General features: G+C 65.9%; 26 protein-coding genes and 1 pseudogene. 16 read left to right on the top strand and 11 right to left on the bottom strand.

What is annotated here, in order from left to right:
* Positions 1-58 precede the first annotated feature (58 nt).
* Positions 59-1,321, top strand: coding sequence for an MFS transporter (locus tag ACFVTE_RS20740; RefSeq protein ID WP_387103797.1), 1,263 nt, complete (start codon positions 59-61; stop codon positions 1,319-1,321).
* Here ACFVTE_RS20740 and ACFVTE_RS20735 read toward each other — a convergent pair.
* A complete protein-coding gene (locus ACFVTE_RS20735; RefSeq protein ID WP_387103794.1) occupies positions 1,298-2,086 on the bottom strand; it encodes a phosphatase PAP2 family protein in 789 nt (262 codons plus the stop codon). The genes ACFVTE_RS20740 and ACFVTE_RS20735 overlap by 24 nt on opposite strands.
* A gap of 131 nt (positions 2,087-2,217) precedes the next feature.
* On the opposite strand from ACFVTE_RS20735, the gene serB reads away from it, so the two are divergent.
* On the top strand, positions 2,218-3,123 hold the full coding sequence (gene serB / locus ACFVTE_RS20730; protein WP_387103791.1) for a phosphoserine phosphatase SerB: 906 nt from the start codon (positions 2,218-2,220) through the stop codon (positions 3,121-3,123).
* Positions 3,124-3,160: 37 nt separating this feature from the next.
* On the opposite strand, the gene ACFVTE_RS20725 is transcribed toward serB, so the two are convergent.
* The 3 genes from ACFVTE_RS20725 to fabG all read right to left on the bottom strand — a co-directional run bounded on the left by ACFVTE_RS20725 (position 3,161) and on the right by fabG (position 5,784).
* The gene (locus tag ACFVTE_RS20725; protein ID WP_387103789.1) at positions 3,161-4,021 is read right to left on the bottom strand and encodes a VOC family protein; all 861 of its coding nucleotides are present in this window, start codon (positions 4,019-4,021) and stop codon (positions 3,161-3,163) included.
* A 110-nt stretch (positions 4,022-4,131) separates the two neighbouring features.
* On the bottom strand, positions 4,132-4,881 hold the full coding sequence (locus tag ACFVTE_RS20720; protein WP_387103786.1) for an SDR family oxidoreductase: 750 nt from the start codon (positions 4,879-4,881) through the stop codon (positions 4,132-4,134).
* Positions 4,882-5,058: 177 nt separating this feature from the next.
* The gene (gene fabG, locus ACFVTE_RS20715) at positions 5,059-5,784 is read right to left on the bottom strand and encodes a 3-oxoacyl-ACP reductase FabG (protein WP_387103783.1); all 726 of its coding nucleotides are present in this window, start codon (positions 5,782-5,784) and stop codon (positions 5,059-5,061) included.
* A gap of 118 nt (positions 5,785-5,902) precedes the next feature.
* Between fabG and ACFVTE_RS20710 the strand changes: the two genes are divergently transcribed.
* Genes ACFVTE_RS20710 through ACFVTE_RS20695 form a run of 4 tightly spaced genes read left to right on the top strand, consistent with a single transcriptional unit; the run spans position 5,903 to position 7,984 of the window.
* Positions 5,903-6,370, top strand: coding sequence for a DUF3099 domain-containing protein (locus ACFVTE_RS20710; RefSeq protein WP_387103780.1), 468 nt, complete (start codon positions 5,903-5,905; stop codon positions 6,368-6,370).
* Complete coding sequence (locus tag ACFVTE_RS20705) at positions 6,367-6,627, top strand: hypothetical protein (RefSeq protein WP_387103778.1); 261 nt, start codon at positions 6,367-6,369, stop codon at positions 6,625-6,627. Before ACFVTE_RS20710 ends, ACFVTE_RS20705 begins: the two co-directional genes overlap by 4 nt.
* Positions 6,628-7,500 (top strand): SURF1 family protein, encoded by an 873-nt coding sequence (locus ACFVTE_RS20700; protein WP_387103775.1) that lies wholly within the window; start codon positions 6,628-6,630, stop codon positions 7,498-7,500.
* 16 nt (positions 7,501-7,516) lie between these two features.
* The gene (locus ACFVTE_RS20695) at positions 7,517-7,984 is read left to right on the top strand and encodes a YbaK/EbsC family protein (RefSeq protein ID WP_387103773.1); all 468 of its coding nucleotides are present in this window, start codon (positions 7,517-7,519) and stop codon (positions 7,982-7,984) included.
* 101 nt (positions 7,985-8,085) lie between these two features.
* Here ACFVTE_RS20695 and ACFVTE_RS20690 read toward each other — a convergent pair whose 3' ends face one another.
* Complete coding sequence (locus ACFVTE_RS20690) at positions 8,086-8,370, bottom strand: hypothetical protein (protein WP_387103771.1); 285 nt, start codon at positions 8,368-8,370, stop codon at positions 8,086-8,088.
* On the opposite strand from ACFVTE_RS20690, the gene ACFVTE_RS20685 reads away from it, so the two are divergent.
* Positions 8,354-9,241 (top strand): pentapeptide repeat-containing protein, encoded by an 888-nt coding sequence (locus ACFVTE_RS20685; RefSeq protein ID WP_387103769.1) that lies wholly within the window; start codon positions 8,354-8,356, stop codon positions 9,239-9,241. The two genes, ACFVTE_RS20690 and ACFVTE_RS20685, sit on opposite strands and share 17 nt — an antisense overlap.
* Here ACFVTE_RS20685 and ACFVTE_RS20680 read toward each other — a convergent pair.
* Positions 9,228-10,826 carry an ABC-F family ATP-binding cassette domain-containing protein gene (locus tag ACFVTE_RS20680; RefSeq protein WP_387103767.1) on the bottom strand — a complete coding sequence of 533 codons (1,599 nt, stop codon included), beginning with the start codon at positions 10,824-10,826 and terminating at the stop codon, positions 9,228-9,230. The two genes, ACFVTE_RS20685 and ACFVTE_RS20680, sit on opposite strands and share 14 nt — an antisense overlap.
* A gap of 315 nt (positions 10,827-11,141) precedes the next feature.
* Between ACFVTE_RS20680 and ACFVTE_RS20675 the strand changes: the two genes are divergently transcribed.
* The 4 genes from ACFVTE_RS20675 to ACFVTE_RS20660 are packed head-to-tail and all read left to right on the top strand — an operon-like array spanning position 11,142 to position 14,273.
* Positions 11,142-11,831 (top strand): biotin transporter BioY, encoded by a 690-nt coding sequence (locus ACFVTE_RS20675; RefSeq protein WP_387103764.1) that lies wholly within the window; start codon positions 11,142-11,144, stop codon positions 11,829-11,831.
* The gene (locus ACFVTE_RS20670; RefSeq protein WP_387103761.1) at positions 11,828-12,553 is read left to right on the top strand and encodes an energy-coupling factor ABC transporter ATP-binding protein; all 726 of its coding nucleotides are present in this window, start codon (positions 11,828-11,830) and stop codon (positions 12,551-12,553) included. The genes ACFVTE_RS20675 and ACFVTE_RS20670 overlap by 4 nt, the downstream gene beginning before the upstream one ends.
* Positions 12,550-13,173: an energy-coupling factor transporter transmembrane component T family protein gene (locus ACFVTE_RS20665; protein WP_387103758.1), complete on the top strand. Its 624-nt coding sequence runs from the start codon at positions 12,550-12,552 to the stop codon at positions 13,171-13,173. The genes ACFVTE_RS20670 and ACFVTE_RS20665 overlap by 4 nt, the downstream gene beginning before the upstream one ends.
* A gap of 35 nt (positions 13,174-13,208) precedes the next feature.
* Entirely contained in the window at positions 13,209-14,273 is a 1,065-nt protein-coding gene (locus ACFVTE_RS20660) for a spore photoproduct lyase family protein (RefSeq protein WP_387103756.1), read from the top strand.
* Between the two features lie 54 nt (positions 14,274-14,327).
* On the opposite strand, the pseudogene ACFVTE_RS20655 reads toward ACFVTE_RS20660, so the two are convergent.
* A pseudogene (locus tag ACFVTE_RS20655) lies at positions 14,328-14,852 on the bottom strand (substrate-binding domain-containing protein); the annotation flags it as partial.
* Positions 14,853-14,903: 51 nt separating this feature from the next.
* Positions 14,904-15,071 carry a hypothetical protein gene (locus ACFVTE_RS20650; RefSeq protein WP_387103753.1) on the bottom strand — a complete coding sequence of 56 codons (168 nt, stop codon included), beginning with the start codon at positions 15,069-15,071 and terminating at the stop codon, positions 14,904-14,906.
* Here ACFVTE_RS20650 and ACFVTE_RS20645 point away from each other — a divergent pair.
* Together ACFVTE_RS20645 and ACFVTE_RS20640 are read left to right on the top strand one after the other, a co-directional pair.
* Positions 15,071-15,298, top strand: a complete 228-nt coding sequence (locus tag ACFVTE_RS20645) for a hypothetical protein (protein WP_387103750.1) — start codon at positions 15,071-15,073, stop codon at positions 15,296-15,298. The two genes, ACFVTE_RS20650 and ACFVTE_RS20645, sit on opposite strands and share 1 nt — an antisense overlap.
* A gap of 117 nt (positions 15,299-15,415) precedes the next feature.
* Positions 15,416-16,627 carry a multidrug effflux MFS transporter gene (locus ACFVTE_RS20640; protein WP_387103933.1) on the top strand — a complete coding sequence of 404 codons (1,212 nt, stop codon included), beginning with the start codon at positions 15,416-15,418 and terminating at the stop codon, positions 16,625-16,627.
* Positions 16,628-17,131: 504 nt separating this feature from the next.
* Here the strand turns inward: ACFVTE_RS20640 and ACFVTE_RS20635 are convergent.
* Positions 17,132-17,707, bottom strand: a complete 576-nt coding sequence (locus ACFVTE_RS20635; RefSeq protein WP_387103748.1) for a MarR family winged helix-turn-helix transcriptional regulator — start codon at positions 17,705-17,707, stop codon at positions 17,132-17,134.
* 108 nt (positions 17,708-17,815) lie between these two features.
* Here ACFVTE_RS20635 and ACFVTE_RS20630 point away from each other — a divergent pair, with 108 nt between their 5' ends.
* The 3 genes from ACFVTE_RS20630 to ACFVTE_RS20620 all read left to right on the top strand — a co-directional run bounded on the left by ACFVTE_RS20630 (position 17,816) and on the right by ACFVTE_RS20620 (position 21,800).
* Positions 17,816-18,886: an FUSC family protein gene (locus ACFVTE_RS20630; RefSeq protein WP_387103745.1), complete on the top strand. Its 1,071-nt coding sequence runs from the start codon at positions 17,816-17,818 to the stop codon at positions 18,884-18,886.
* A 954-nt stretch (positions 18,887-19,840) separates the two neighbouring features.
* Positions 19,841-20,224 carry a cupredoxin domain-containing protein gene (locus tag ACFVTE_RS20625; protein WP_387103742.1) on the top strand — a complete coding sequence of 128 codons (384 nt, stop codon included), beginning with the start codon at positions 19,841-19,843 and terminating at the stop codon, positions 20,222-20,224.
* A gap of 1,027 nt (positions 20,225-21,251) precedes the next feature.
* Positions 21,252-21,800: a hypothetical protein gene (locus tag ACFVTE_RS20620; protein WP_387103739.1), complete on the top strand. Its 549-nt coding sequence runs from the start codon at positions 21,252-21,254 to the stop codon at positions 21,798-21,800.
* Positions 21,801-21,935: 135 nt separating this feature from the next.
* On the opposite strand, the gene ACFVTE_RS20615 is transcribed toward ACFVTE_RS20620, so the two are convergent.
* Together ACFVTE_RS20615 and ACFVTE_RS20610 are read right to left on the bottom strand one after the other, a co-directional pair.
* A complete protein-coding gene (locus ACFVTE_RS20615; protein ID WP_387103737.1) occupies positions 21,936-22,490 on the bottom strand; it encodes a hypothetical protein in 555 nt (184 codons plus the stop codon).
* A 346-nt stretch (positions 22,491-22,836) separates the two neighbouring features.
* On the bottom strand, positions 22,837-23,406 hold the full coding sequence (locus tag ACFVTE_RS20610) for a hypothetical protein (RefSeq protein ID WP_387103734.1): 570 nt from the start codon (positions 23,404-23,406) through the stop codon (positions 22,837-22,839).
* Between the last annotated feature and the right edge of the window lie 142 nt (positions 23,407-23,548).

Raw genomic sequence — 23,548 nt, 5'->3', positions numbered from 1 at the left:
TCACAGTTGGTGTGTGGAGTTTTCCACGACGAGCACCTGCCCGAGGGGACCACACAACTTGACCAGCACCGCCGAAGCAACCCGTTCCACCCAGCGCCGGATCGTGCGGACCCTGTCCGTCGCACAGATCTTCTCCGGCCTGGGCAATGGCTCCACCCTCGCCCTGGGCTCCATCCTGGCTGTTGACCTTTCAGGCTCCGAAGCGTGGGCGGGGTCGGTCAACACCGCCCTCACCCTCGGGACCGCGGTCACGGCGATTCCGCTCTCCCGGCTGGCCCTGCAGCGGGGACGACGCGTCGCCCTCACCACCGGCTTGGCCGCGGCGATCGCCGGCACCTTCCTGATGGTCACGGCAGTGACCGCCCAACTGTTTGTTGTCCTGCTGGCCGGGTCCTTCCTCGTCGGGCTGGCTTCGGCGGTCAACCTGCAGGCGCGCTTCGCCGCCACGGACCTTGCCGATCCCGCCCACCGGGGACGCGACTTGTCCCTTGTGGTGTGGGCGATCACCATCGGCGCCGTCGCGGGGCCCAATATGGTCTCCCCCGGAGCCGTTCTGGCCGGCTGGCTGGACATTCCGCCTGCGGCCGGCCCGTTCCTGATCTCGGCGTTGGGGATGGTGGTGGGCGCTGCCATCGTGGCGCTGTCCCTGCACCCGGATCCGCTCCTGACCCGTCGAGCCCTTGACGGGGTGGCGCATACGCCTGCTTCCAAGCTCTCCGGCACCTGGCAGGAAGGCTGGCGGATCGTTAAGCAGCATCCCACTGCCCGCGGAGCCGCGGTCGCGGTCATTGCGGCCCACGCGGTAATGGTCGCCGTGATGTCCATGACACCGCTGCACATGCAGCACCACGCCGGACACGATGCCGGGAACCCTGACACCATCGCACTGATCGGCCTGACCATCTCCCTGCACATCGCGGGCATGTACGCCCTGTCACCGCTGATGGGGATCCTCACCGACCGCTTCGGCCCGCGAAATACTGCGCTGGCAGGCCTGCTCACATTGGTCGCAGCCGTGGCACTGACCGGACTGGCGTCCCAGAACATGGGCTCCGTAACGTTCGGCCTGATCCTTCTCGGGCTGGGCTGGTCGGCAACCACCGTTGCCGGGTCCACCCTGCTCGTGGCTTCGCTCACACCCGCTGAACGTGTCCCGGTGCAGGGGTTCTCGGACGCCACTATGTCCCTGGCCGGAGCACTGGGAAGCGCGGCCGCCGGTCCCGTCATGGGCCTGACGGGCTACTCCGGCGTCAGTGCTTTGGCAGCGGCAGTGGTCGCGGCCGCAGCCGTGGCACTGCTACGCCTGCGCGTCCGGGGCTGACGGGTCAGAGACCCGCAAACTGCTTGGGGCCCGGCCCTTGCGCACTCCGGAGCGACTCTTCGCCGTGCCGTGCCGGGCAGTGCCGTGGCGGGCCGCGTCGGTGAACACCGCCACCGCCGCAACCACCAGCGCCACTCCGAAGGAAGCGACGACGTCGGTGAGCCAGTGATAGCCCAAATACAGCCGGCTTAAGCCAACCAGCGCCGTGACTGCAAAGGCCGCGGAGAACCCAAGTACCGCCGTCGTGCGCGTCCCGGACCGTGACAGGACGAGATAAGCGAGCACAACCGTGAAAACACCGATGCCGACGGTGTGGCCCGAGGGAAACGAGAGGGCGTCGTCCGGGCCGAGCAGAAAGTCAGACGTGGGCGGGCGCGACCGGCTGACGAGTTGCTTGATGAGGGTTGTCAGCACAACTGCCAGGGCCATGGCACCCATCAGCACGGCCGGGCGCCACAGCTCCCTCTTTCGCAGCGCCCACGCCAGGGCAAATGCCCCCCCGACGACGCTCAGCGTTTCCGGTGACGTCAGGGTGGTCAGCGCCGCCAGCAGCATGGTGGCCGCAGGATTCCGGGAGTCCACCATCAGGCTGTGCACCGGGCCGTCCAGCCCGGCGAGCCCCGAGTCTGACTGGACGGCAGCGAACATGAGCCAGAAAACAGCGTCACCGGCCACCAGGAGCGCCCCGGCCCAGCAGAAAAGAGCCTGCTGCGACGGCCTCAGCAAGGGCGCCGGACGCAGGCGGGCGATGAGTGCAGAGAGCATCGGGCCATTCTGCCCTGCGGGCCTCCGGGTTGGCAGGACGTTTGCTGGGAGCCGGCTGAAGACTGCTGCTGCGAAGCGGATTCCGCGAAACCGATTCGGGCGGCGGCGCCGCGCTGGATAAGATTGCAGCCATGACTTCGAACGTGACTGCGGTCAGCTATGGCCTGAAACTCTCCCCCTCGGAACCGGAAAACCTGCGGTCCCTGCTGGCGGAGTCCGGTGCCACCTTCGGAGAAGCCTCCAGCGCCGGCGACGGCCGCTTCGAAGTCTGCACCCTGGACTTTTCCGTACCCTCCGGCTCCGCCGCGGATCTCGCCGGTTTGCGGCACGCGGTTGCCGCCGCGAAGGAGAACGCCGGGCAGACCGGCGTGGACACCGCCATCGTTCCGGCCGAACTGCGGAACGCAGAGCGCAAGCTGCTCATCATGGACGTGGACTCCACCCTGATCCAGCAGGAGGTCATCGAACTCCTCGCCGCGTACGCCGGTAAGCGCGACGAAGTCGCGGCCGTCACGGAAGCTGCCATGCGCGGTGAACTCGACTTCGCGCAGAGCCTGCACGCCCGGGTGGCCGTTCTCGCAGGGCTGCCGGCTGCCGTCGTCGACTCGGTCCGTGCGGAAGTGAAGCTGAGCGAGGGCGCTGCCGAACTGGTGGCCGCGTTCAAGGCCGCCGGCCACACCGTGGCCGTGGTGTCCGGCGGCTTCAACCAAATCCTCCGCCCCATCGCCGAGGAGCTCGGCATGGACTACTGGATCGCCAATGAGCTGGACATCGTGGACGGTGCCCTGACCGGCAAGGTGCTCGGCGCCGTGATCGACCGCGCCGCCAAGGAAAAATACCTCCGCGAATGGTCGGCCGCCGAGGGCATCGCACTGGAGCACACCATCGCGGTGGGCGACGGCGCCAACGACCTGGATATGCTCGGCGCCGCGGGCATCGGTGTGGCCTTCAACGCCAAGCCCGCCGTCCGCGCCGTGGCTGACGCCGCCATCAACATGCCGTACCTCGACGCGGTGCGGCACATCGCCGGCGTCTAGGCGCTCACTGCAAGCCGACGGAGCTCAACAGCTTGAGCTAGAAGCCCGACGGCGGCGTGAACTGGCTTGCCGTGAACACCGCACCGCCGGGATCACGGACCAGGGCGGTCCGGGTCCACATGGTGTCATCCTGCCCCAGGATGTGACCGCCCAGGCGCTCGGCCTCCTGCACCGCCCGGTTCCGGTCAGCGACGGTGAAGGTCACATGCCAGTGCGGCCGCTCGTCCGGGGCGACCTGTACGAGCCAGCCAATGGCGTCCGCGAAGCCGCCCGGTACCAGGTCCCCTGACTGCCGGGCCCGGATATCGGGGTCGACTGTGGCTTCAAGGTGGTCGCCGTAGCCGGGGCGGCGGATCATGATGCCGAAGTCGAGACGGTCGAACTCCCAGCCGAAGGCCCTGCCGTAGAAGTCCGCCGCGGCATCCGTGTCCGCCGTATGGAGGTCGCTGAAGGTCCAGCCGCCGGGCAGGTTGACCGCCTGGGCGCCCGGCCTCTCCCCCGGCTGCCAGATGCGGAACTCGGCGCCTTCGGGATCGGCCAGCGATGCCCGCACGCCGCCCACGCCGGCATCGGCAGGAGCTGACTTCAGGGTAGCCCCGGCCGACAGCAGGTGACGCACCGCCGCCTCTGCATCGTCAACCGCGATGTACGTGTTCCAGGCGGGGACTCCGTGGGGACCGGAGGCCAAACCGGTGATGGCACCCGTCTCCTGGCCGCCCAGCCGGGCGATCACGTAACTGCCACTGTCCGCAGGAGGCGCAGTCCCGCCGTCGAACTCCCACCCGAGCAGTCCCCCGTAGAACCCCAGGGCCGCCTCCACGTCGGGCTGCTGGCTGTCCACCCAACACGGCACGCCGGCCGGGTAGGTGCGCTTCTGTACTCCCGCATCCTGTGCCATGGCTACGACCCTAGGCGCGAAGACCCAGGGACGCCAGAGGCCCGGCGCCGCTGCGCCGGGCCTCCGGGGAGAAACCGGGTCGGGAACCCTCGGAAGCAGATGCCGGAGGGCTAGACGTTCTTGCCGAAGTAGTCCGCGCCGCCGGCGTATTCCGTGTGGCCGGACTCGACGTCGGCGGTGGCCATGCTGGCAACCACTGCGGCGAACTCCTCCACGGAGTACAGCTTGCCGGCTTCGGCGCGGCGGGCCTCGATGGCGCCCGGGTTTGAACGGTCCAGCAGGGTGGCGGTCACGGTGCCCTCGATCATGTCGCCGGATACGACCACCAGGGAGATGCCCTTGTCCGCCAGGTTGGGCAGCAGCTCGCGCAGGGCGTCCTCGCCGGCTCGCTTGCTGCGGGCCACGGGCTCGTACTCGGGCATGGTGGCCACCGAGTTGATGAAGTGGGCCTGGTGGCTGGTCACGAAGACTACGCGGGAGCCTTCCTTCATGAGCGGCACCGCGGCGTTGAGCATGTTGACCTGGGCGTCGCGGTTGAGCTTGAGGGCGTAGCCCTCCTCCATGCCGGTTTCCATGCCGCCCGAGGCGTTGAGAACCAGCACGTCCAGCGAGCCGAAGTTTTCCATGGCGGCGCTGGCCAGCGCCTGCACGCCTTCGAGGGTGGTCAGGTCCGCCCCGACGGCGACGGCACGGCCGCCGTCGGCCTCGATCCCGGCCACCACCTTGTTGGCGCGCGGTGCCTTCTGGCGGTAGTTAACGACGACGGCGGCGCCCTCGCCCGCGAGGATCTTGGCAACTTCGGCGCCGATGCCGCGCGAAGAACCGGTGACGATGGCAGTCTTGTTGTCGAGCTGTCCCATGTGGGCTCCCTTTTTTAAAAAATCCTGCTGAATTTGTTCAAAACGTCTAATTATTGATGGCTTGAAGTCCATCATGCCAGCGCGGGCGCCGGTTTCCTTTGTAGAAACGCGACAAAGAACCTGGCGGTATCCCCGTTGGTAAAAGTTGGGCGGGCGCCCGCCGGGCGCGAGAGAAGCCTAGTGCCCCATGCCGAGGCCGCCGTCGACCGGAATGACGGCGCCGGAAATGTAGGCAGCCTCGTCGCTGGCGATCCAGCGCACCACATTGGCCACCTCGGAGGCTTCGGCGAAGCGGCCGGCGGGGATGCCGGACAGGTAATCCTTCTGGGTTGCCTCCGGCAGCTCTGCCGTCATGTCCGTGTTGATGAATCCGGGAGCCACCACGTTCGCCGTGATCCCGCGTGATCCGAGCTCGCGGGTCAGGGACCGGGCGATGCCGACCAGTCCGGCTTTGGAAGCGGAGTAGTTGATCTGGCCCGGCGCGCCATACAGGCCCGAAACGGAGGAGATGAGGACCACGCGGCCCCGGCGCAGGCGGATCATGCCCTTCGAGGCGCGCTTGATGACGCGGAACGCTCCGGTCAGGTTGGTGTCGATGACGGACGTGAAGTCGTTCTCGCTCATGCGCAGCAGCAGCGTGTCCTTGGTGATCCCAGCGTTGGCCACCAGCACCTCGACCGGGCCGTGGGCGGCCTCAACCTCGGCGAATGCAGCGTCGATGGAGGCCTCGTCGGTCACGTCGGCTTTGACCCCCAGGACACCCTCCGGCAGCTTCGATTCGCTGCGGTAGGTCACGGCCACCTTGTCGCCGTTGGCGAGGAATGCCTCCGCGATGGCCAGGCCGATGCCGCGGTTTCCGCCGGTGATGAGGACGCTGCGGGCCGTGGTTGCTGCTTCAGACATGTGTGCTCCGGATTTCTGCGGAGCATGGCTCCGCTGTGGTGACTGGAATTTTGACTGCCTCCGATCTTATCGCCCGATTGGGAGCCAACTTCGGATGGTGAGAGAATTGGGGTAGCCATTGGAGCGTGATGAGACAGTCGTGATACCCGAACCCCAACCCGGACAGCAGACGCCCGGGAAGCGTGACGAAGCCGCCGGCCATCCGGAAGTAATCAGCATCACGGACGCCGCCGCAGCGCATTCCGAAGACATGCGGGAGCGCATGGTCAAGTACGCCCTCGCCATGGGTATCCGCATGGTGTGCCTGATTCTGATCTTCGTGGTGGACGGTTGGTTCAAGCTGGTTGCGGTGGCGGGTGCGGTCTTCCTGCCGTGGATCGCCGTGGTGATCGCCAACGGTTCGGACAAGGCGGAGATCCACAGCGACGCGCTGCTCGATTACACGCCGTACGCTGAGCTGGGAGCGGCGGAGGAATCCGGGACTGCGGAAAGCCCCGGCACGGCGGACGAACCGACGGTGCTCCAGGGCGAACTCATTGCTGATGACGAAGTAGACGACGACGGCCGGGGACAGAAAGCTTCATGAACATTTTCAACCTGGGTGACGGCAGCGGCGAGCTTGCCGGGCCAGCATCCGCGGCCACGTGCTCCCGCAAAGCCTGCCGGGCCGATGCGTCCTGGCAGCTGCTCTGGAACAACCCCAAGATCCACACGCCCGACCGACGCAAGGTGTGGCTGGCGTGCGGTGAGCACAAGGCGTGGCTGGAGGACTACCTGCAGACGCGCGGGCTCTGGAAGGAAACCGTGCCGCTTGAGGCGGCCAAAACAGGCGGGAACAGCTGAATGTACAAGTTCCTGTTTTCCAGCAAGTGGCTGGGCTACCTCCTGCTGGCCGCAATCTTCGCCACCGGCTGCGTGTTCCTGGGCCGCTGGCAGATGGACCGCAGGGCGGAGACGCTCGCGGAAATCCAGCGCGTCACGTCCAACTACTCCGCCACCCCCATCGCGTTTGCCGAGGCCCGTGAGGAGTTCAACCAGCTGGACCCGGCCAAGGAATGGACCCAGGTCAGGCTCCAGGGCACATATGACGTCGACGGACAGCGGATTGTGCGCAACCGTCCCCTCAACGGGCAGCCTGGCTATGAAGTGGTGGTGCCATTCAAGCTCGCGTCCGGCGAGACGGTCGTGATTGACCGGGGCTGGCTGCCGATCGGCAACAAGACCCCCGGCCGGCCGGACGCCATTCCGGCCCCGCCGTCCGGGCAGATCACGGCTGTCGTGCGGCTCAAGCACAGCGAACCCACGCTGCAGCGCGGCGCGCCGGAAGGCCAGCTGGCCTCCATTGACCTGCCCACCTACGCCGGTGAACTCGGCTACCCGCTGCTGACCGGAGCCTACGGTCAGCTCGCCTCCGAGACGCCGCCGGTGGCGGACATGCCGCAGCCGTTCCCCATGCCCTCGGCGGACGAGGGGACGCACCTGTCCTACTCGCTGCAGTGGTTCGCCTTCGGCGTCCTTATGTTCGTGGGCTTCGGCTACGCTGCCCGGCAGCAGGCGCGCAACGCCGCGATGGATGCCGAGGACGCGGAGGCGTGGGACGGCGAGCCAGCCCACAGCGCCGCGGGAGCCCGCCGTCGTCCGCCGGCTCCCCGGAAGCGCAAGCGTCTGACGGCGGAGGAAGAGGAAGACGCGATCCTGGATGCCCAGGGCTACTGAGGACAGGAGCACCGACATGCCTGCCGACCCGGTGGCCAACGTGCGCCGCGCCCTCACCGCGGCGGGAGCCCGCGACACCGTCACGGTCCTGCCTGGCGCGGTTCCGACGGCGGCTGCCGCGGCTGACGCGCTCGGCTGCGACGTTGCGGCCATCACCAACAGCCTGGTGTTTGAAGTGGACGGCACTCCCCTGCTGATCCTCGCCAGCGGCGCCGCGAAGGTGGATGTCCGGCTGGTGGCCTCGCAGCTGGGCACCGGACGGATCCGCCGCGCGGCACCGGAGTTCGTCCTGCACCACACCGGCCAGGAAGTGGGCGGGGTGGCGCCGGTGGGGCATCCCGCAAAGATCTGCACCCTGCTGGACGCCTCCCTCGAGGAACACCCAACGCTTTGGGCCGGAGCCGGCGACCACCACTCCATGTTCTCGATCAGCTACGGCGAGCTGCAGCGCATCACGGACGCGCACGCGCTTCGGGTGCGCTGATTGCTTTCCCTGCGGTGACTTACGGCTTCGCCGGGTTCAGACGTGCAGGGTGGGCCGGTAGTTGAGCTGTTGGGTGTGGCCGTCGAGCGTCCGGCTCTCGATCAGCTCGACGTCAAAGTCGGCGGCACCCAGTTGCCGCGGTTCGAGCCGAAGCCGTCGAGGCTGGAAAAGACGTCGAAGATCATTGCGACATGCGGGTATTCTGGGGCCAGTGATTTTTCATTCTTCTCTCTAGCCCGCAGCAGCTGCCCTCCCCCGGCAGCGCTCTCCCGTTCCTTCACGGAGCGGTGATTCGGTGTGTCCGCCGAGGGAACTCGATGGCGAGTTCCCCGTGCGACGCACACATCCGCATCATTCTTGGGAGACCACTTGAGCACCTCATCCATTCGTCGTTCCACTGCCATTCCCGGCCGGGACGGACTTCGCCCCAACTGCAGCAACTGCTTCGCGCTGTGCTGCACCGCCTTCGGCTTTTCCCGATCCGCCGACTTTGCCATCGACAAGCCGGCGGGTACACCGTGCCCCAATCTCGGCGCTGACTTCTCCTGCGGCATCCACGACCGGCTGCGCCCGCGCGGCTTCCGCGGGTGCACCGTTTTCGACTGCTTCGGCGCGGGCCAGGCTGTGTCGCAAGGGCTGTTTGATGGCGTCAGCTGGCGCGATCAGCCGGACAGCAGGTCCGCAATGTTCGCCGCCTTCAAAGTCATGCGACAGCTTCATGAGATGCTCTGGTATCTGGCCGAGGCACAGGACCGCGCCTTCGACGCCGAGACCGGCAACGATGTGCTGGAGCTTAGGCTCGCCATCGGCAAGCTCGCAGAGGGGACAGTGCATGAAGTGCTCGCCCTCGACGTGGGAACACTGCACCACCGGGTGCGCCAGGTGCTGATGGACGTCAGCGAGGAAGTCCGGGGCGCCTACTTTGCGGCCGTAGACCAGCTGGATCAAAGGCTGCAGCCGGGGGCGGACCTGGCGGGCAGTGACCTCCGGCCGCTACGACTCTGCGGCGCCGACCTTCGGGGCGCATGCCTCATCGCGGCAGACCTGCGCGGCACCGACCTCACGGCCGTGGACCTCCTGGGCGCAGATCTCAGGGATGCGCGGCTGGAGGGCGCCGATCTTACGGGTGCCTTGTACCTGACGCAGCCACAGCTCAACAGCGCGCGTGGCAGCTTCGGCACCAGGCTGCCCGGGGGCCTTGAGGTCCCCGGGCACTGGGACGCCGGTCAGAACCGTGGCACGACTAGGCCAGCGTGATGAGGTCCAGGTAGTCCTCGTTCCAGAGGTCCTCAACGCCGTCGGGCAGCAGCACCACGCGCTCGGGGTTGAGGGCCTCCACGGCGCCTTCGTCGTGGCTGACCAGGACGACGGCGCCGGTGTAGTTGCGCAGTGCGCCCAGGATCTCGGCGCGGCTGGCGGGGTCGAGGTTGTTGGTGGGCTCGTCCAGCAAGAGGACGTTCGCGCTGGAGGCCACGATGGTGGCCAGCGCCAGACGGGTCTTCTCACCGCCGGAGAGCACTCCGGCGGGCTTGTCGACGTCGTCGCCGGAAAACAGGAACGAGCCCAGGATGCCGCGGACCTCGGCGTCCTTCATGTCAGGCGCGGAGGAGCGCATGTTCTCGAGGACGGTGCGGTCGTGGTCCAGGGTTTCGTGCTCCTGGGCATAGTAGCCCACTTTGAGCCCGTGCCCGGGAACGATGTCGCCGGTGTCGGGGCGGTCCACGCCGGCGAGCATCCGCAGCAGGGTGGTCTTGCCGGCACCGTTGAGGCCGAGGATGACCACCTTGGAGCCGCGGTCGATGGCGAGGTCCACGTCGGTAAAGATCTCGAGCGAACCGTAGGACTTGCTCAGGCCTTCTGCGGTCAGCGGGGTCCGGCCGCAGGGCGACGGGTCCGGGAACCGCAGTGCTGCCACCCGGTCCTGCTCGCGGACGGCTTCCAGCCCGCTGAGCAGCCGCTCGGCGCGCTTGGCCATGTTCTGCGCGGCCACGGCCTTGGTGGCCTTGGCGCGCATCTTGTTGGCCTGGTCCATCAGGACCTGGGCCTTCTTCTCGGCGTTGGCGCGTTCGCGCTTGCGGGCCCGCTCATCGGTTTCGCGCTGCTGCAGGTAGCGCTTCCAGCCCATGTTGTAGAAGTCGATCTGCGCACGGTTGGCGTCCAGGTGGTAGACCTTGTTGACGGTGGCCTCCAGCAGTTCCACGTCGTGGCTGATCACGATCAGGCCGCCCTGGTGGTTCTTGAGGAAGTCCCGGAGCCAGGAAATGGAGTCCGCGTCCAGGTGGTTGGTGGGCTCATCCAGCAGCATGGTTTCCGCGCCGGAGTAGAGGATGCGCGCCAGTTCCACACGGCGGCGCTGGCCGCCGGACAGGGTCTTGAGCGGCTGGTTGAGGATCCGTTCCGGCAGCGCCAAGTTGGAGGAGATGGCGGCTGCCTCGGCCTCCGCCGCGTATCCGCCGCCGGACAGGAATTCGGCCTCGAGCCGGTCGTACCGGCCCATGGCCTTGCGCTGGACCTCCGGGTCCTCGCTCGCCATGTCCGCCTGCGCCTTCTTCAGCTTGCCGACGACGACGTCCAGTCCGCGGGCGGAAAGAATGCGGTCCCGTGCGAGCTGCTCCATGTCCGGCGTGCGCGGGTCCTGGGGCAGGTAGCCGATCTCGCCGCTGCGGGTGACCTTGCCGGCTGCTGGCAGGCCTTCGCCGGCCAGCACGCGGGTCAGCGTGGTTTTGCCGGCACCGTTGCGGCCCACGAGGCCGATCTTGTCACCCTTGTCGATGCGGAAGCTCACCTGGTCCATGAGCAGGCGGGCGCCGGCACGGAGTTCAAGTTCCTGAACGGTAATCACAGCAGGTAAGGCCTTTCACAACAGGGAATGCCGCAGCACGGCGGGTTGCATGCCGCACGGCGCAAAGTGGTGAACGCCGGGGATGCCGGCCGGAGAACGGCCCGTTCAAGTCTACCGGCCGGTGCAACCCGGTTAGAACACGTCTTTCCCGGCCGGAGGAGCGCCTTCCCAAAACTGGCAGAACGGAGTATTTGTGCCCAGCACCAGACCACAGGCAGTCCCTGTTGTAGAACAGCAACAAAATGAGGCCGTTCGCGGGCCAGTAACGTCGAGAGCAGCCGATAATTGTTTGTACCCCTCCGACAGGACCACCCCATGACCCAGACCCATTCCGCCGGCGCCCTGCAGCCGGCAAAGCGCAACCGCTGGAACGCCACCGACCTCGGACTCATCGCCGTCTTCGCCGCGCTCGTGGCGGCGTCAGCCCTGGTCGCTGCCATTCCCGTGGGTGGCCTCGGCGTCCCCATCACGCTCCAGACACTCGCCGTCATGCTGACCGGCCTCGCCCTCGGCCCCGGCCGCGCGTTCGCCGCCGTCGGGCTGCACACCCTGCTTGGGCTCGCCGGGCTTCCCATCTTCAGCGGCGGACGCAGCGGCCTGGGCATCCTGGCCGGACCGTCAGCCGGCTACATCATCGCGTTCCCCCTCGCCGCCGCAGCGGTGGGCTGGCTGGCCGCCGTCGTTATCCGCCGTACCGTGAAGTTCCGTGCCGTGCTTCTGTTCGCCGCAGCAATGGCCACCAGCATTGTGCTGATCCACGGACTGGGCATCGCCGGAATGATGGTCAACGCCAAGCTGGACTTCTCCAAGGCATTCCTCGCCGATCTCCCCTTCTACCCGGGTGACACCATCAAGAACGTCCTCGCCGTTGCGGTGGCCATCGCCCTGCACAAGGCGTTCCCCGACCTGCTGGTCGGCCGCGTCCGGAAGCTCCCGCAGCAGCCCGCCCCGCTGCAGGCCGCGACGCCGGACGCCACGGAGCCGAAAGCAACCACCCAGCAGTGAGCACCATCTCCCTCAGGAACGCAGGGGTCAGCGTGGCCGTGGACGGCCGCCCTGACCCCAAAGTTCTGCTGCAGGACATCTCGCTGGAGCTCACCGAGCAACGGATCGGTGTGATCGGCGCCAACGGTTCCGGCAAGTCCACCCTGCTCCGCCTCCTTAACGGCTTGGTGGCTCCCACCGCAGGGGCCGTGACGGTCAACGGCGCCGACACCGTCCGCAACGTGCGCGCCGTCCGCCAGCAGGTGGGCTTTGTCTTCACCGATCCGCTCTCCCAGCTGGTCATGCCCACCGGCCGTGAGGACGTGGAACTCTCGCTCCGGCGTTCGGTGCGGAACGGCAGGGAGCGCCGGGAGCAGGCCACCGCCGCCCTGAGCCGTTTCGGTCTCCTCCCTTTGGCTGACCAGAGCATCTACGAACTCTCCGGCGGCGAACGGCAGCTCCTCGCCCTGGCGTCCGTGCTGGCGGTGGAACCCGGCGTCCTGGTGCTGGACGAGCCCTCCACGCTCCTGGACCTCCGGAACCGCGAACTGCTGCGCCGCACGCTGGCCGGCCTGAGCCAGCAGATCGTCATGTCCACCCATGACCTGGAGCTGGCCCTGGACATGGACCGGGTCCTGGTGGTCGAAGCCGGACGGATAGCGTTCGACGGCGGTGCTGCCGCCGCCGTCGAGCATTACCGCTCGCTTTCCGCCCGGAGCCTGTTAGGCGGCGGCTTCCGGTGAGGGGCCACGGCTTCCTGCTCGCCAACTACGTGCCCGGCACGTCCCTGATCCACCGCATGCCGCTGTGGCTGAAGTTCCTGCTGGTCCTGGCCTGCGGAATGGCCTCGTTCCTGATCGTCGACTGGCGGCTGGCCGCCGGAGCCCTCGCCGTAATGTGCGCGCTGTTCCTGCTCAGCGGCGCCGGGACCGTGCGCCTTTTCCGCGCGGTGCGGCCGCTGCTGCCAATCCTGCTGGTCATCGGTGCGTTCCAGTGGTGGCAACTCGGCGGACCCGTTGCCGCGCGGATCGTCCTGAACATCCTGCTGTGCGTCGTCGCGGCGTCAGTTCTGACGGCCACCACACCGCTGCACCGGCTGCTCGACGGCGTGGTTTCCCTCGCCCGCCCGTTCCGGCGCTTCGGCGCCGACCCCGAGCGCTTTGCCCTGACCATCGCCATCATGCTGCGGAGCATTCCCTTTATCGCCGGAGCCTTCGCCGACGTCCGGGACTCAGCGCGCGCCCGGGGACTGGAACGCAATCCGCGGGCGCTGGTCCTGCCGGTGTTCATCACCACCGTTGCCTATGCCCGCCACACCGGCGAGGCGCTGGCCGCCCGCGGCCTGGGCGAGCCGGAGGACTAAGCCAACAGCTTCTGGCGACCTGTGAGAATGGATCCATGGAATTCAACCGGTTGCTGCAGATCCGGCGCATCTATGCGCAACCTGAGGCGCTGAAGCTTTCCAGGGGCAAGGAGATCATCGAACGCTGGCCGGACGCCGACGTCGTACTTGTCGATAACCACTGGAACATCCCGGAGTTGCACGGTGATGAAACGAACGTGCCGCGCTGGTCCCGGATCAAGACCGAAGCGCTGGTCCTCGGCGTCAAGAAATCGCTGACCGTCAAGCCGAACGGCCGGTCCGCGGATTTCATCGCCCCCTCTACCGCGAATGGCTGCGCAATGGCCTGCGCATACTGCTATGTGCCCCGTCACAAGGGCTACAGCAACCCGGTTACCGTGTTCGCGAACATCGACCAGATTTCCGGGGCGCTGGCACGGCACGTCACACGCCAAGGCATGAAGCTGGAGCCCAACCAGTGCGACCCCGAACTCTGGGTCTACGACATCGGTGAAAACAGCGACTGCTCTGTCGACGCGCTGATCAGTGACAACGTGGAGGATCTCGTCCTGCTTTTCCGCGACTTGCCCACCGCCAAGCTGTCCTTTGCCACCAAGTTCGTGAACCCTGCAATGCTCCGCTGGGACCACGGCGGCCACACCAGGATTCGTTTTTCCCTCATGCCCGCGGACTTGGCGAAATCGATTGACGTTCGGACCTCGCCGGTGGTCGAGCGTATGGCTGCCATTAACGATTTCGTGGAGGCCGGCTACGAAGTGCACGTGAACTTCTCCCCCGTCATCATCACGGACACCTGGCTCAGTGATTGGGACCAGCTGTTGCGCCAACTCGATGCCACGCTCACCGACGCCGCCAAGGCTCAGCTTGCAGCGGAAATCATCTTCCTGACCCATAACGAGCGGCTTCACGAGGTCAACCTGGGATGGCATCCGCAGGCTGAGACTGTGCTGTGGCGGCCCGACCTCCAGGAAACGAAGGTTTCGTCCAACGGCTTCACTAACGTCCGTTACCGTTCAAGACCCAAGGCACGCTACGTGCAGCGGCTGACTGCGCTCGTTGACAACATCGCGCCGTACTGCCGCATCCGCTACGCGTTCTGAGATTCACGGTTCGTGCAGGTGTGGATTCAGGTGAACGCACCGAAAGCGCCCGGCTCAGCCTGCGGCCGCCGTCGGCCGCTTCCTCCCGACCGGTCCCGTCGACTCCCCTTCCTCGAAACGGCAGATCACCACGGCCTGGCGCATGGGACCGCGCCGTTCCTCGAGCTGATCGACCAGCGTCTCCACACCCATGCGTCCCAGCTCGGTGCTGGGCAGCGTGAGGACAGTCAGCCGCGGATCCGTGGTGGCGGCGACGTCCGGCGTCGAGCCGATCAGCAGGACGGACATGTCGCCGGGAACGTCAATGCCCTGCTTGTCCAGGCCGTTGATGAAGCCGAAGGATGCGTTGTCGTTCATGAGGATCACGGCCGTCGTGTCCGGGGCGGTTTTGAGCAGCCTTTCAGCAGCCCCCTGACCGGAGATCGGTGATTCCTCGCATGAGATGTGCACCGACTTCAGCCCGCGGCGGTCCACCTCCGCCGCGAAGGCCGCCCGGCTGCGCACGACGGGGCCGTAGCCGCTCAGGGCATGCTCGGCCCCGCCACTGTCAACGAAGCAGAGCCGGCGGTGGCCCAGTCCTTCGAGGTAGGAGACGGCCCTTCGCCGCCTGCGTGGCGCTGGTGAAGAACTTCACGCGGTCTCGCTGAGCCGCCGCTGCAGCGCCGGGTACAGCAGGGCAATAATCCGGGTGCGTTTGCTGGCCAGCGCACGGCCGAGGGAGTTCCGGCGGTAGTGCCGGATTCTGTGGTTACGGAGGGCGACGCCGCGGCGGGGACCCGGAGGAGATCGCCGGGGCATTGGCGGAGTTCGTCCGGAGCCTGCGAACGGGTGAGGTTCCCCCGGGCGAGATCCATGCCAACGTCCTGAGCCTGGCCATGGTCGAGGCGGCGGTGAAGTCCTCTCAGACCGGCCAGCGCGTGCTGATCAGCGACGTGGTGGACGAGGCGCACCGGCAGGCGCTGGACGTCGAGTCGGTCCCTGCCGCCAGGGAGGTCTTGGCGGTGTTGTGGGAGACCCTGCGGTAAGGGGTACCAGCAGGGTCTCCCACAGCGTTGTAAACGCTGGTTAGGTGGAAACGCACCCCCACCACCCGCCGTCGAACTGGCGGCAGCCCATCACCCTTGAACGGAGGCAGCGTGACTGTGACCGACGCTCCGGTGACCACGCGCGAACAGGCAGTCGGACGGCCGCTGGCCATTGTCCTTGGCCTGCTGACCATCTTCGGTCCGATTTCCATGGACCTGTACCTGCCCGTGCTGCCGGCCCTGACGGCGGAGCTGCGAAGCTCCACGTCGACGGCGCAGCTGACCATAACGGCCTGCCTGCTCGGGCTGGCCATCGGCCAGGTGATTGCGGGCCCGCTGTCTGACCGCTTCGGCCGCCGGCTCCCTCTGCTGATTGGCGTCGCCGCGTACACGGTCACGTCCGTTCTCTGTGCCGTCAGCCCGACGGTCGAGGCCCTGATCGCCGCCCGGTTCGTCCAGGGCCTGGCCGGCGCCGTGGGCATCGTGATTGCGCAGGCTGCCGGGCGGGACGTCTACGAGGGCGCCAAGCTCCTCCGGTACTACGGCCGCCTGACGGTGCTGGGCGGACTTGCCGCAATCGTGGGTCCGGTCATCGGCGGCCAACTGGCCTCTGTTACCGACTGGCGCGGCGTTTTCCTGTTCCTTGCCGGCGTCGGCGTCGCAATTCTGGTGGCCTGCCTGGTGATCTTCAAGGAGACTCTCCCGGCTCGGCGGCGGGCAACCGGCGGGTTTGGCCATACGCTGCAGGATTTCCGGCGACTGCTGGCGGACCGCGTGTTCGTCGGCGCCGTCCTGATCACGGGCTTTACGTACTCGGCGATCTTCGCCTACCTCAGCGGCGCCACGTTCGTCCTGCAGGGAATTTACGGGCTTTCGCCGCAGGGCTACTCGTTTGCCTTCGGCCTGAATTCCCTGGGCTTCATGATCTTCGGTTTCCTCGGCGGCCGGCTGGCCGAACGTTGGTCGGAGAAGGCCATGCTGGCGATCGGACTGGCCATGGCCACCGCAGGCTCTGTTGGCCTGCTCATCACCGCGCTCCAGCACCTGCCGCTGATTGCGGTGATCCTATCCCTCTTCACGATGGTCGGTGGCGTGGCGACGGCGAGCCCATCCGCGACCTCGCTGGCGCTGAAGGGCTATCCGGACATCGCCGGCACCGCGTCGTCGCTGCTCGGCCTGGCGCGGTTCGCCTTCGGTGGCATCGCAGCACCGCTGGTGGGGATTGGCGGAGCGGACAATGCGCTCCCGTTCGGCATCGTCACGGTGGTTTCAGTCGCGGCGGCCGTGGCGTGCCTTGGGCTGATACGGGCACGGACGACGGCGGGATGAGGCTGGCCCGGTTGGGTTAACTGGGGTTGGGGGCGGGCGTTGTCCGGCCTATTTCGCCCGTCTACCGGCCGTTGCCACCGAGCGATAGCGCAGCCAAAGGGCTGAATTAGAGCCGGGCACCGACGCGTCCACACGGAACTGCTCAAGCAGGGCTGGAAGCTCGCGAAAAAGACTCTGCTGAAGCTTATGCGCGCACTCGGCTGGCCTGCAGGGTCCGGCGGAGGAAGCGCTACAACTCCGAATCAAGGCGAGCAAGGCGCCGTCGCGCCTGACCTGCTGAACCGGGAGTTCAACGCCGCTGCCCCGAATGAACTGCTGGACTGATAAATCAGTTCTGACTTTCGAGGAGCAGTTTTATGCATGGAAGAAGTTCGTTGTCCGACAGGACACATCGCGCGGTAGTTCCTCGTCCTCAGGTTGGAGCAGGGCGCCGTTGGTGTTCTACCACGCGGGACCCAGTAGCGCTTCGGCTGATCCCTCACCGGAAGCGCGCGCTGCTGCGGCTCATCCGGAGCGCTCGAGCGCGCCGTTCCGCCGGTCCTTGCTGGACCCGGCTTGGTGGCCGCGTCCCTGCTCCCATGCGGAGGTGAGTGCCCGCAGAGGATCGACCAAGCCCTCGATCGCCCAGGCCGGGGCTTCCGCGAGTAGGGCATCTTCGAGGGCGAGCTGGGCGGGAATCACCTCGTCCACGAGCGCGGCGCCAGTGTCGGTGAGGACGAGCAGGGACGAGCGGCCGTCGGCCGGGTTGGCTGTCCGGCTCAGCAGTTCCCGACCCTGGAGGGCGTTCAGCCGCATGGTGATCGCGGAGCGCGGGACAAGCAGCGTCTGGGCCAGCGTCGTTGGGCTCAGAGGTTCGTCCGTACGGCGCAGCGCGGAGAGCACGTCCAGCTCGCCGCGGGTGAGCCCGTAGTCGGCGAGGAAGGCGTCGCTGGCTTCGAGGATGAGGCGGGAAGCGCGCAGGACGCGGTGGATCACCCCGAGGCTGGTGAAGCTCAGGTCCGGGCGCAGCCGGGCCCACTCACGCTGCATCCGGTCCACGACGTCGCCATGATCGGGTAGACCGTCTGCGTCCTGATCCATCCGGCTCCTCCGCGCCCCCGTGGCCGTCGCCTCGGTCAACCACAATAGTAGTTCATAAGTGTAGTAACCTTGAAGTACTTCAGTCATGTACCACCTCGGAAGGTTAAAATGACGCAGGCCACCCTCGCGCGGTCCTGGTGGGCGGCAGTCTTCGACCTGGGCCCGCATGCCGGTGCCCATTGGACCGCCCTCCGGGCAAGCCTGGCGATCTTTGTGCCGCTGGTGGCTTGCTTGGCGTCCGGTCGCGGCGACCTGCTGCTGTATGCGGCGATCGGTGCCTTCACCGCCCTGTACGGCCGACACGAGCCGGCTCGGGTACGCCTAGCCATGCAGGGGCAGGCGGGCGTGGTGCTGGTGGTCGGGGTCGTCGTCGGTGCCCTAGTGGCGACCGTCCCGTTCCGGCTCTGGCTGCTCGTCCCGGTCGCGGCCGCCTGGGCTGGCGTCGCGGTAGTGCTAGCCGAGCTGGGCCGATGGCATCCGGCCGGGGCTCTCAACCCGGTCTTCGCCCTCACAGCCTCGGCCACGGTCCCGATCGCGCTGAGCACGGTGCCCGCAGCCGCCCTCGCTGCGGCTGGTGCGGCCGTCTTCGCGCTGCTGCTCGCCCTCCCGGGTCGCACCGCCCGCGGCGGCGGCGACCCGGTGCGGTATCGGCTGTCGTGGCGCGGCCTACGCCCGTCCGGCCCGGTGGGCCGCCACGCCGCCCGCTATCTGCTCGGTATCGCCGCCGCCGGCCTCGCCGTCGCGACCAGCGGCATCGGCCACCCCTACTGGACCTTCGTCACGGCATCCGTGCCCATGTCGGCACCCGACCTGCACGCCCGCCTCACGCGCGCTGCCCAGCGGGTGATCGGCACTGCCGCCGGCCTCGGCGCCGCAGCCCTCGTCCTGGCCGCCCACCCCAGCAGCTATGCCGCGATCATCGTGATCGCCGTGCTCCAGGCGTGCACCGAGCTGACGACCGGGCGCAACTACAGCCTCGGCCTGGTCTTCTTCACCCCGATGGCCCTTCTGCTCGGCGATCTCATGCTGCCAGCCTCGATCGGCACCCTCCTGGCTCAGCGCGCCCTCGAGACCGTCATTGGTCTCACCATCGCACTAGCCGCCACTGTCATCATCCGCGAAAGGCGCACTCCTGAGAGCCGGACCCCACCGCGCGATCATCTGCTCGACCACGTGTAAAGCCCGCCACGTGGAGGCGAACCTGCCTCAGCCGCGGGGCTCTTTGTCGTGTAGCGGGTTCAGTAGAGGCCCGATCATCGGCAGATGAGTGCACTCACAACCCGCATAGGGACACACCCAGTTAGCCAACCTTCAAGGGGCAGACACCAGGGGTTCCGTCGATATGGTGACTGCATGGAGATGGCGCCGCGATACCAATCACCGCGATGGTGGCCTTGGGCAGTCGCGCTCCTCCTCGTGATCACCGTGAACGTGACCCTTCTGGGGTATTAACGGGGCGACTGCGTTGACTACGCCATCGAGTCCGGCTATACGAGCATGTGTACTAGCGGCCCCGCGCTAAGCATAGATGGCACGTGGATTTTGGTGGTGGTGAGCGTGGCCGCCGCCGTCGTCCACTTGGCGCGGCGCCTCGTGCAGGCAGTTAGAGCCTGGAGGACCTAACGACCCTCCGGCGTGGCCTGGTTTCCCTGCCGGGGACACGAGAAGGGCCGGCTCAAACGAGCCGGCCCTTCTGCGTTCTCCTCTGCAAAGGAAATCTACGGATTCAGCCTAGCTGAATGTTGTCGGTGGTGCCTGCAGCTGCGTATTGGTCGTCGTTGTTCCTAGTAGCGCGGCACCTGGTGGTGGTGTGGTGGGTGCGTTGATCGGCGTTTCGCCACTGGTGAGTGGCTGTTGTGGTTCGCCCTGGGCGGCGCACCGCCCGACTTCTGTGAGGTTTCCGGCCCTTGCATGGTGGTGGCCGGGGTCTTGCCGGGCGGGGTTTCCGCCCGGCAAGGCGGCCCGACGGCGGCCCGACGTCACTTGTCGTGAGGGTCACGGCGCCGCTGGATGCTGTTCCAAGCACCGGGCGTTGCGGACCAGGAGCGGCCGGAACCATTTCGCCGCCGCGGGCGGAGAATGGAGAGAAGGAACTTATCTTCCAGCTCCCCTTCCCAGCGAGGACGGCACGCCATGAAAACTGGCAAGGTACGCGGATCGCTCCTATTGGTGACGGTCCTGCTCGGCACGGGCGCCTGCGCCGGCGGTGGTGAATCCCCTCGTAAGCCGGAAGGAACGGTAAGCCCGCCGGTCCTGACCACCCCCGCGCCCAACAGCATGGCTATCAAGGACTTCGACTATGGGGCACCGGCTACGGTGTCCCCGGGTGCCGTGGTCACGGTGACCAATCTGGATTCCGCAAGGCATACCGTGACGGCCGACCACGGCGGAACGTTCGATGCGGACGTCGCGGGCAATGGCGGGACAGCCACGTTCGCGGCCCCGGCAAAGCCTGGCAACTACCCCTTCCACTGCACCTATCACCCGGGGATGAAGGGGTCGCTGACAGTGAAGTAAGCGCTACGACGAGAGGGCACTCCGGGGCGAACAGGACGGCCACGACGTCGTTCCGCCAATCCAGGGCGGCGTACTGGCGCGTGGTGTCCAGCAGCCCGGGGTCAACGCGGGAGGTTCCTCAACCGGCTGTGTCGGGCTGGGTTGTTCTAGTTGGTGGTGAATTGTCCCCCTACGCTTTCAATGACGATTTCGGGAGCTATTGTTGCGATTTCGAGGGCTAGCAGCATGCGATGCAGGGAAACGTCCCCCTCCGAGTACCTGATCTGGACTCTAACAGCGTTGTAGATTGGGTCCGTCCTGACTGCTGCTATCTTGCTCTGTGGACCTGGATGGAACTTCGTGGCCAACCGATTCCGCAACGTAGTGAGATACGTCAGAGGCTTCCCGGTTCCCACGTTGGCGATGAAGTCACCGCCGGGGTCCAGCGTTTCTCTTAGTCGTACAAATTCGGGATCTTGCCATGCCCGCCGACAGTTCACACGTGGATGGCTAAATAGTTGAAATTGAAGTAGGCGCCTCCGAAACGTTCGGGGCGGGATCTAACAAACTCGTCAACCTGTGTAAAGGCAGCCTTGAGGGCTGAGGTAGGCGTGCCGTGAAAGCGATCATGAGTGATAAAGCGCGGTACGACCTTGCCTTGCGGGGCTGGGATAGTGGAAGGTGGCTGGGCAGTTGGGCTCGCCGACTGGCCAGAACCGGAGGTGGGCACGCTAGCGTTTGGGGTGCATCCAGCACCTAGCGTGGAGACAACAATAACGCCAATGATCAAGCCCGCAGGAGGCAGTAGGATTCTCATCCGAAGTCCTCCTGCCACGAGCATTTATGACCTCCGCTATGGCCATGCGCTTAGCGTTCTTTGACTATCGGCTGGTCCTCTTCCCATGTCAACGTTCCGCGATGGCTCGCGGGATTAGCGTTCCGGACGTGCCTCAGTTCCGTTGACCATGTAGCCCGTTCAAGGTTCGATTTACGGCGAGTCAGGGGCACTTCTCAGCGGCCGGTGACGCCAGGGCTTGATACTGGATGCATGGAAAACGCAGTATCCCGGCTCACCGTTGCGCCCTCGACCTCCAGCTGGGTTGAGTCCAATGGTGATCAGCAGCGTGATCGCCCGGTGGCATTTCTTGACTTCCACGTCGACGATCGGCCAATGCGGGATCTGCTAAATGTCCCTGAGGACTGGGAGCAGCAGCCGCTGCAGGAAACCACAGCTCTGCGTGATGATTGGCGGCCAAAGGCAGTGGTGGACTACTTGGACCGACTGCTTGGAATCTTGCCGGGAGACTATGACGATGGGCGTGTTTCGCTTCTGCTCTGCCCAATCTGCGGAGACTTATGGTGCGGGGCGCTCAGTATGGAATTGGCCCTGTCGCCGCAGACAGTTACGTGGCAGAAATTCGGCTGGCAGGGCGACGCCGACGATGACGAGCCCCAGCCATTCCCGGAGCGGTCCTTTGCTTTTGACCGTTCGGAATACGAGCGACTTCTGCACGGTCTGAGGCAGCACTACAAAAGGCAGGCGCTCGTACCGCCACCGGTCAGGTTTCTACGCCGAATGTTCCACCGTGGATCCTGAAATCCGTAGGGCCAGCTCAACTGTCAACGGAACCATCGCCCTCAAGGAGGGAGAGTCCCGCTCATGGTTCGGCTAGCGGAGGGCACAATTTGCCGTAGTCCAACCTCGTAAAAACGACGCTGCGCCAAAGTCTGATTAGCGGTTTACGGACCCGAACAATTCTGCCTCGAACTGGTCTAACGCCTCTGGGTATCCGGCCACGTCAATGGGTCCGTGAGTTGTTTGGAGGGAGACCACTCGGAGCCCCGGACCGAAGTTGACCGCCACGTAATCCCGCACCTCCAATTGTCTACGGTCTGGAGACATTCGGCCGTTGACTAGGAAGGTTGCAGGCTTGATCCAGGCTCCCTCCCGGGACTCATCTGTCACGAAGTCCACAAGCGGTTCGCGGACTGAGATCAATCCCCGCACCCAGCTATTGGCCAGACCGCCAGGCAACGCCTCGGACGAACGAACCCAGACTTCCGTCCACCCGCGCCGCCGCCATAACTTGAACCTGAGCCGGTTGACTATCAGGATGGCCAACTGCCAAATCACCCAAATGGCCAGGAAGGTGACAAAGAATAGGGGAAACGAGTCGGGCTGGGGCCCACTAAGCACCATCAGGAAAATTGAAGCCACAGCTGCGGTAATGACACTGCCGAGGCCGAGCGAGACGAAACGCTTGATCCTCGATCTCCGTTCAGCCATGCCACACTTTAAGCCCGAATCACTGCTGCTGTCTCCAGACACCCACGCCCATTGGTATTTGCGGTGCAATTCGAAATGCCTTCAGAAGCCTTTAAGCATGGGCCGCTTGGTTAGCGGCATCAGCCACAATCTAACCTCCCGCCGGCCAGCACAACCCCCTGCCGCTGCCAAACAGGCCTGCGGAAGGTTCCGGACGGAAACATGGGCCAGACCTAATGACTTGGGCCGCGAGGGGTTCCATCAACGACAACGCTTGCAGGCCAACCCGGGCAATAACATCACGATTGGTCGCTTCCCCCGGCCTGACCCCGTTCTGCCTCTGACGAGCCAGCTGACACACTGTCAATCAGTAATTGGGTTGAATCCAATCCGTCGTAATTGGCAGGAACTCGGGCTGGCGTCCAGAATCAAGCTGCACACCGAACTCCACTTCCGTCAGAATGGTGACGTCACCTAGCATGGCCATCTTCTCGATGATGCCTGTGGTGCCATTAATCACGGCGGTGGCGCGGAGTGCCGGGTCTTCTACATGCTCGAAGGTAATCAGTAATGACCGCCGGCCAATCTCTTGGATGAGCATCGGGTAGAAGCTCTCGCCGCCGCCACGACCCCACATCAGAAACGCTTCAGGGTGAAGCATTTGGACCTCGGTCGGCATGCCGCTAGGGAAATCAACTTCATGCGGAGGCTCAGGTTCCACCGAGAGCATGCCGTCAACCGCCGACCACCTCTGCCCCTGGTCGGTAACCATGTGCCATTCCTCTGCCTTCGCATCCAGTTCCGCAACAAACTGATAATGGCTCCCGCGGCACTGACTGACACCTTTCGCCCGCATGGAAGTATGCGTTCTCAAAGCCACGATCTCGCCCAGCAGACTGGAACTATCAGACCGCTCAAGGACTGTGTCTAACTTCATAATCCATCCTCATCAGAAAACACCGGCAGAAAGAACAAAACCGCGCCAAACAGGGAAATTCCCCAAAGACGGTCCCATGAAGGGTTCCTCTCGGGAAACCGCGTGTGAGACAGGACGTTGCTAGTACTCTCAGTAGAATCGA

Origin of the sequence: Arthrobacter sp. NPDC058097, assembly GCF_042884885.1 — a bacterium.
Classification (GTDB): domain Bacteria; phylum Actinomycetota; class Actinomycetes; order Actinomycetales; family Micrococcaceae; genus Arthrobacter.
The sequence above is the reverse complement of the archived record's forward strand: the minus strand, read 5'-3'. Positions and strand labels throughout refer to the sequence as shown.

What these genes read in the sequence shown, in the direction of transcription:
- fabG (WP_387103783.1), bottom strand. Translation starts at nt 5,784, where the DNA reads ATGTCTGAAGCAGCAACCACGGCCCGCAGCGTCCTCATCACCGGCGGA.
- ACFVTE_RS20630 (WP_387103745.1), top strand. Translation starts at nt 17,816, where the DNA reads ATGACGCAGGCCACCCTCGCGCGGTCCTGGTGGGCGGCAGTCTTCGAC.
- ACFVTE_RS20705 (WP_387103778.1), top strand. Translation starts at nt 6,367, where the DNA reads ATGAACATTTTCAACCTGGGTGACGGCAGCGGCGAGCTTGCCGGGCCA.
- ACFVTE_RS20615 (WP_387103737.1), bottom strand. Translation starts at nt 22,490, where the DNA reads ATGGCTGAACGGAGATCGAGGATCAAGCGTTTCGTCTCGCTCGGCCTC.
- ACFVTE_RS20725 (WP_387103789.1), bottom strand. Translation starts at nt 4,021, where the DNA reads ATGGCACAGGATGCGGGAGTACAGAAGCGCACCTACCCGGCCGGCGTG.
- ACFVTE_RS20735 (WP_387103794.1), bottom strand. Translation starts at nt 2,086, where the DNA reads ATGCTCTCTGCACTCATCGCCCGCCTGCGTCCGGCGCCCTTGCTGAGG.
- ACFVTE_RS20690 (WP_387103771.1), bottom strand. Translation starts at nt 8,370, where the DNA reads ATGGATGAGGTGCTCAAGTGGTCTCCCAAGAATGATGCGGATGTGTGC.
- ACFVTE_RS20660 (WP_387103756.1), top strand. Translation starts at nt 13,209, where the DNA reads ATGGAATTCAACCGGTTGCTGCAGATCCGGCGCATCTATGCGCAACCT.
- ACFVTE_RS20675 (WP_387103764.1), top strand. Translation starts at nt 11,142, where the DNA reads ATGACCCAGACCCATTCCGCCGGCGCCCTGCAGCCGGCAAAGCGCAAC.
- ACFVTE_RS20720 (WP_387103786.1), bottom strand. Translation starts at nt 4,881, where the DNA reads ATGGGACAGCTCGACAACAAGACTGCCATCGTCACCGGTTCTTCGCGC.
- ACFVTE_RS20650 (WP_387103753.1), bottom strand. Translation starts at nt 15,071, where the DNA reads ATGCCCCGGCGATCTCCTCCGGGTCCCCGCCGCGGCGTCGCCCTCCGT.
- ACFVTE_RS20625 (WP_387103742.1), top strand. Translation starts at nt 19,841, where the DNA reads ATGAAAACTGGCAAGGTACGCGGATCGCTCCTATTGGTGACGGTCCTG.
- ACFVTE_RS20695 (WP_387103773.1), top strand. Translation starts at nt 7,517, where the DNA reads ATGCCTGCCGACCCGGTGGCCAACGTGCGCCGCGCCCTCACCGCGGCG.
- serB (WP_387103791.1), top strand. Translation starts at nt 2,218, where the DNA reads ATGACTTCGAACGTGACTGCGGTCAGCTATGGCCTGAAACTCTCCCCC.
- ACFVTE_RS20620 (WP_387103739.1), top strand. Translation starts at nt 21,252, where the DNA reads ATGGAAAACGCAGTATCCCGGCTCACCGTTGCGCCCTCGACCTCCAGC.
- ACFVTE_RS20610 (WP_387103734.1), bottom strand. Translation starts at nt 23,406, where the DNA reads ATGAAGTTAGACACAGTCCTTGAGCGGTCTGATAGTTCCAGTCTGCTG.
- ACFVTE_RS20635 (WP_387103748.1), bottom strand. Translation starts at nt 17,707, where the DNA reads ATGGATCAGGACGCAGACGGTCTACCCGATCATGGCGACGTCGTGGAC.
- ACFVTE_RS20700 (WP_387103775.1), top strand. Translation starts at nt 6,628, where the DNA reads ATGTACAAGTTCCTGTTTTCCAGCAAGTGGCTGGGCTACCTCCTGCTG.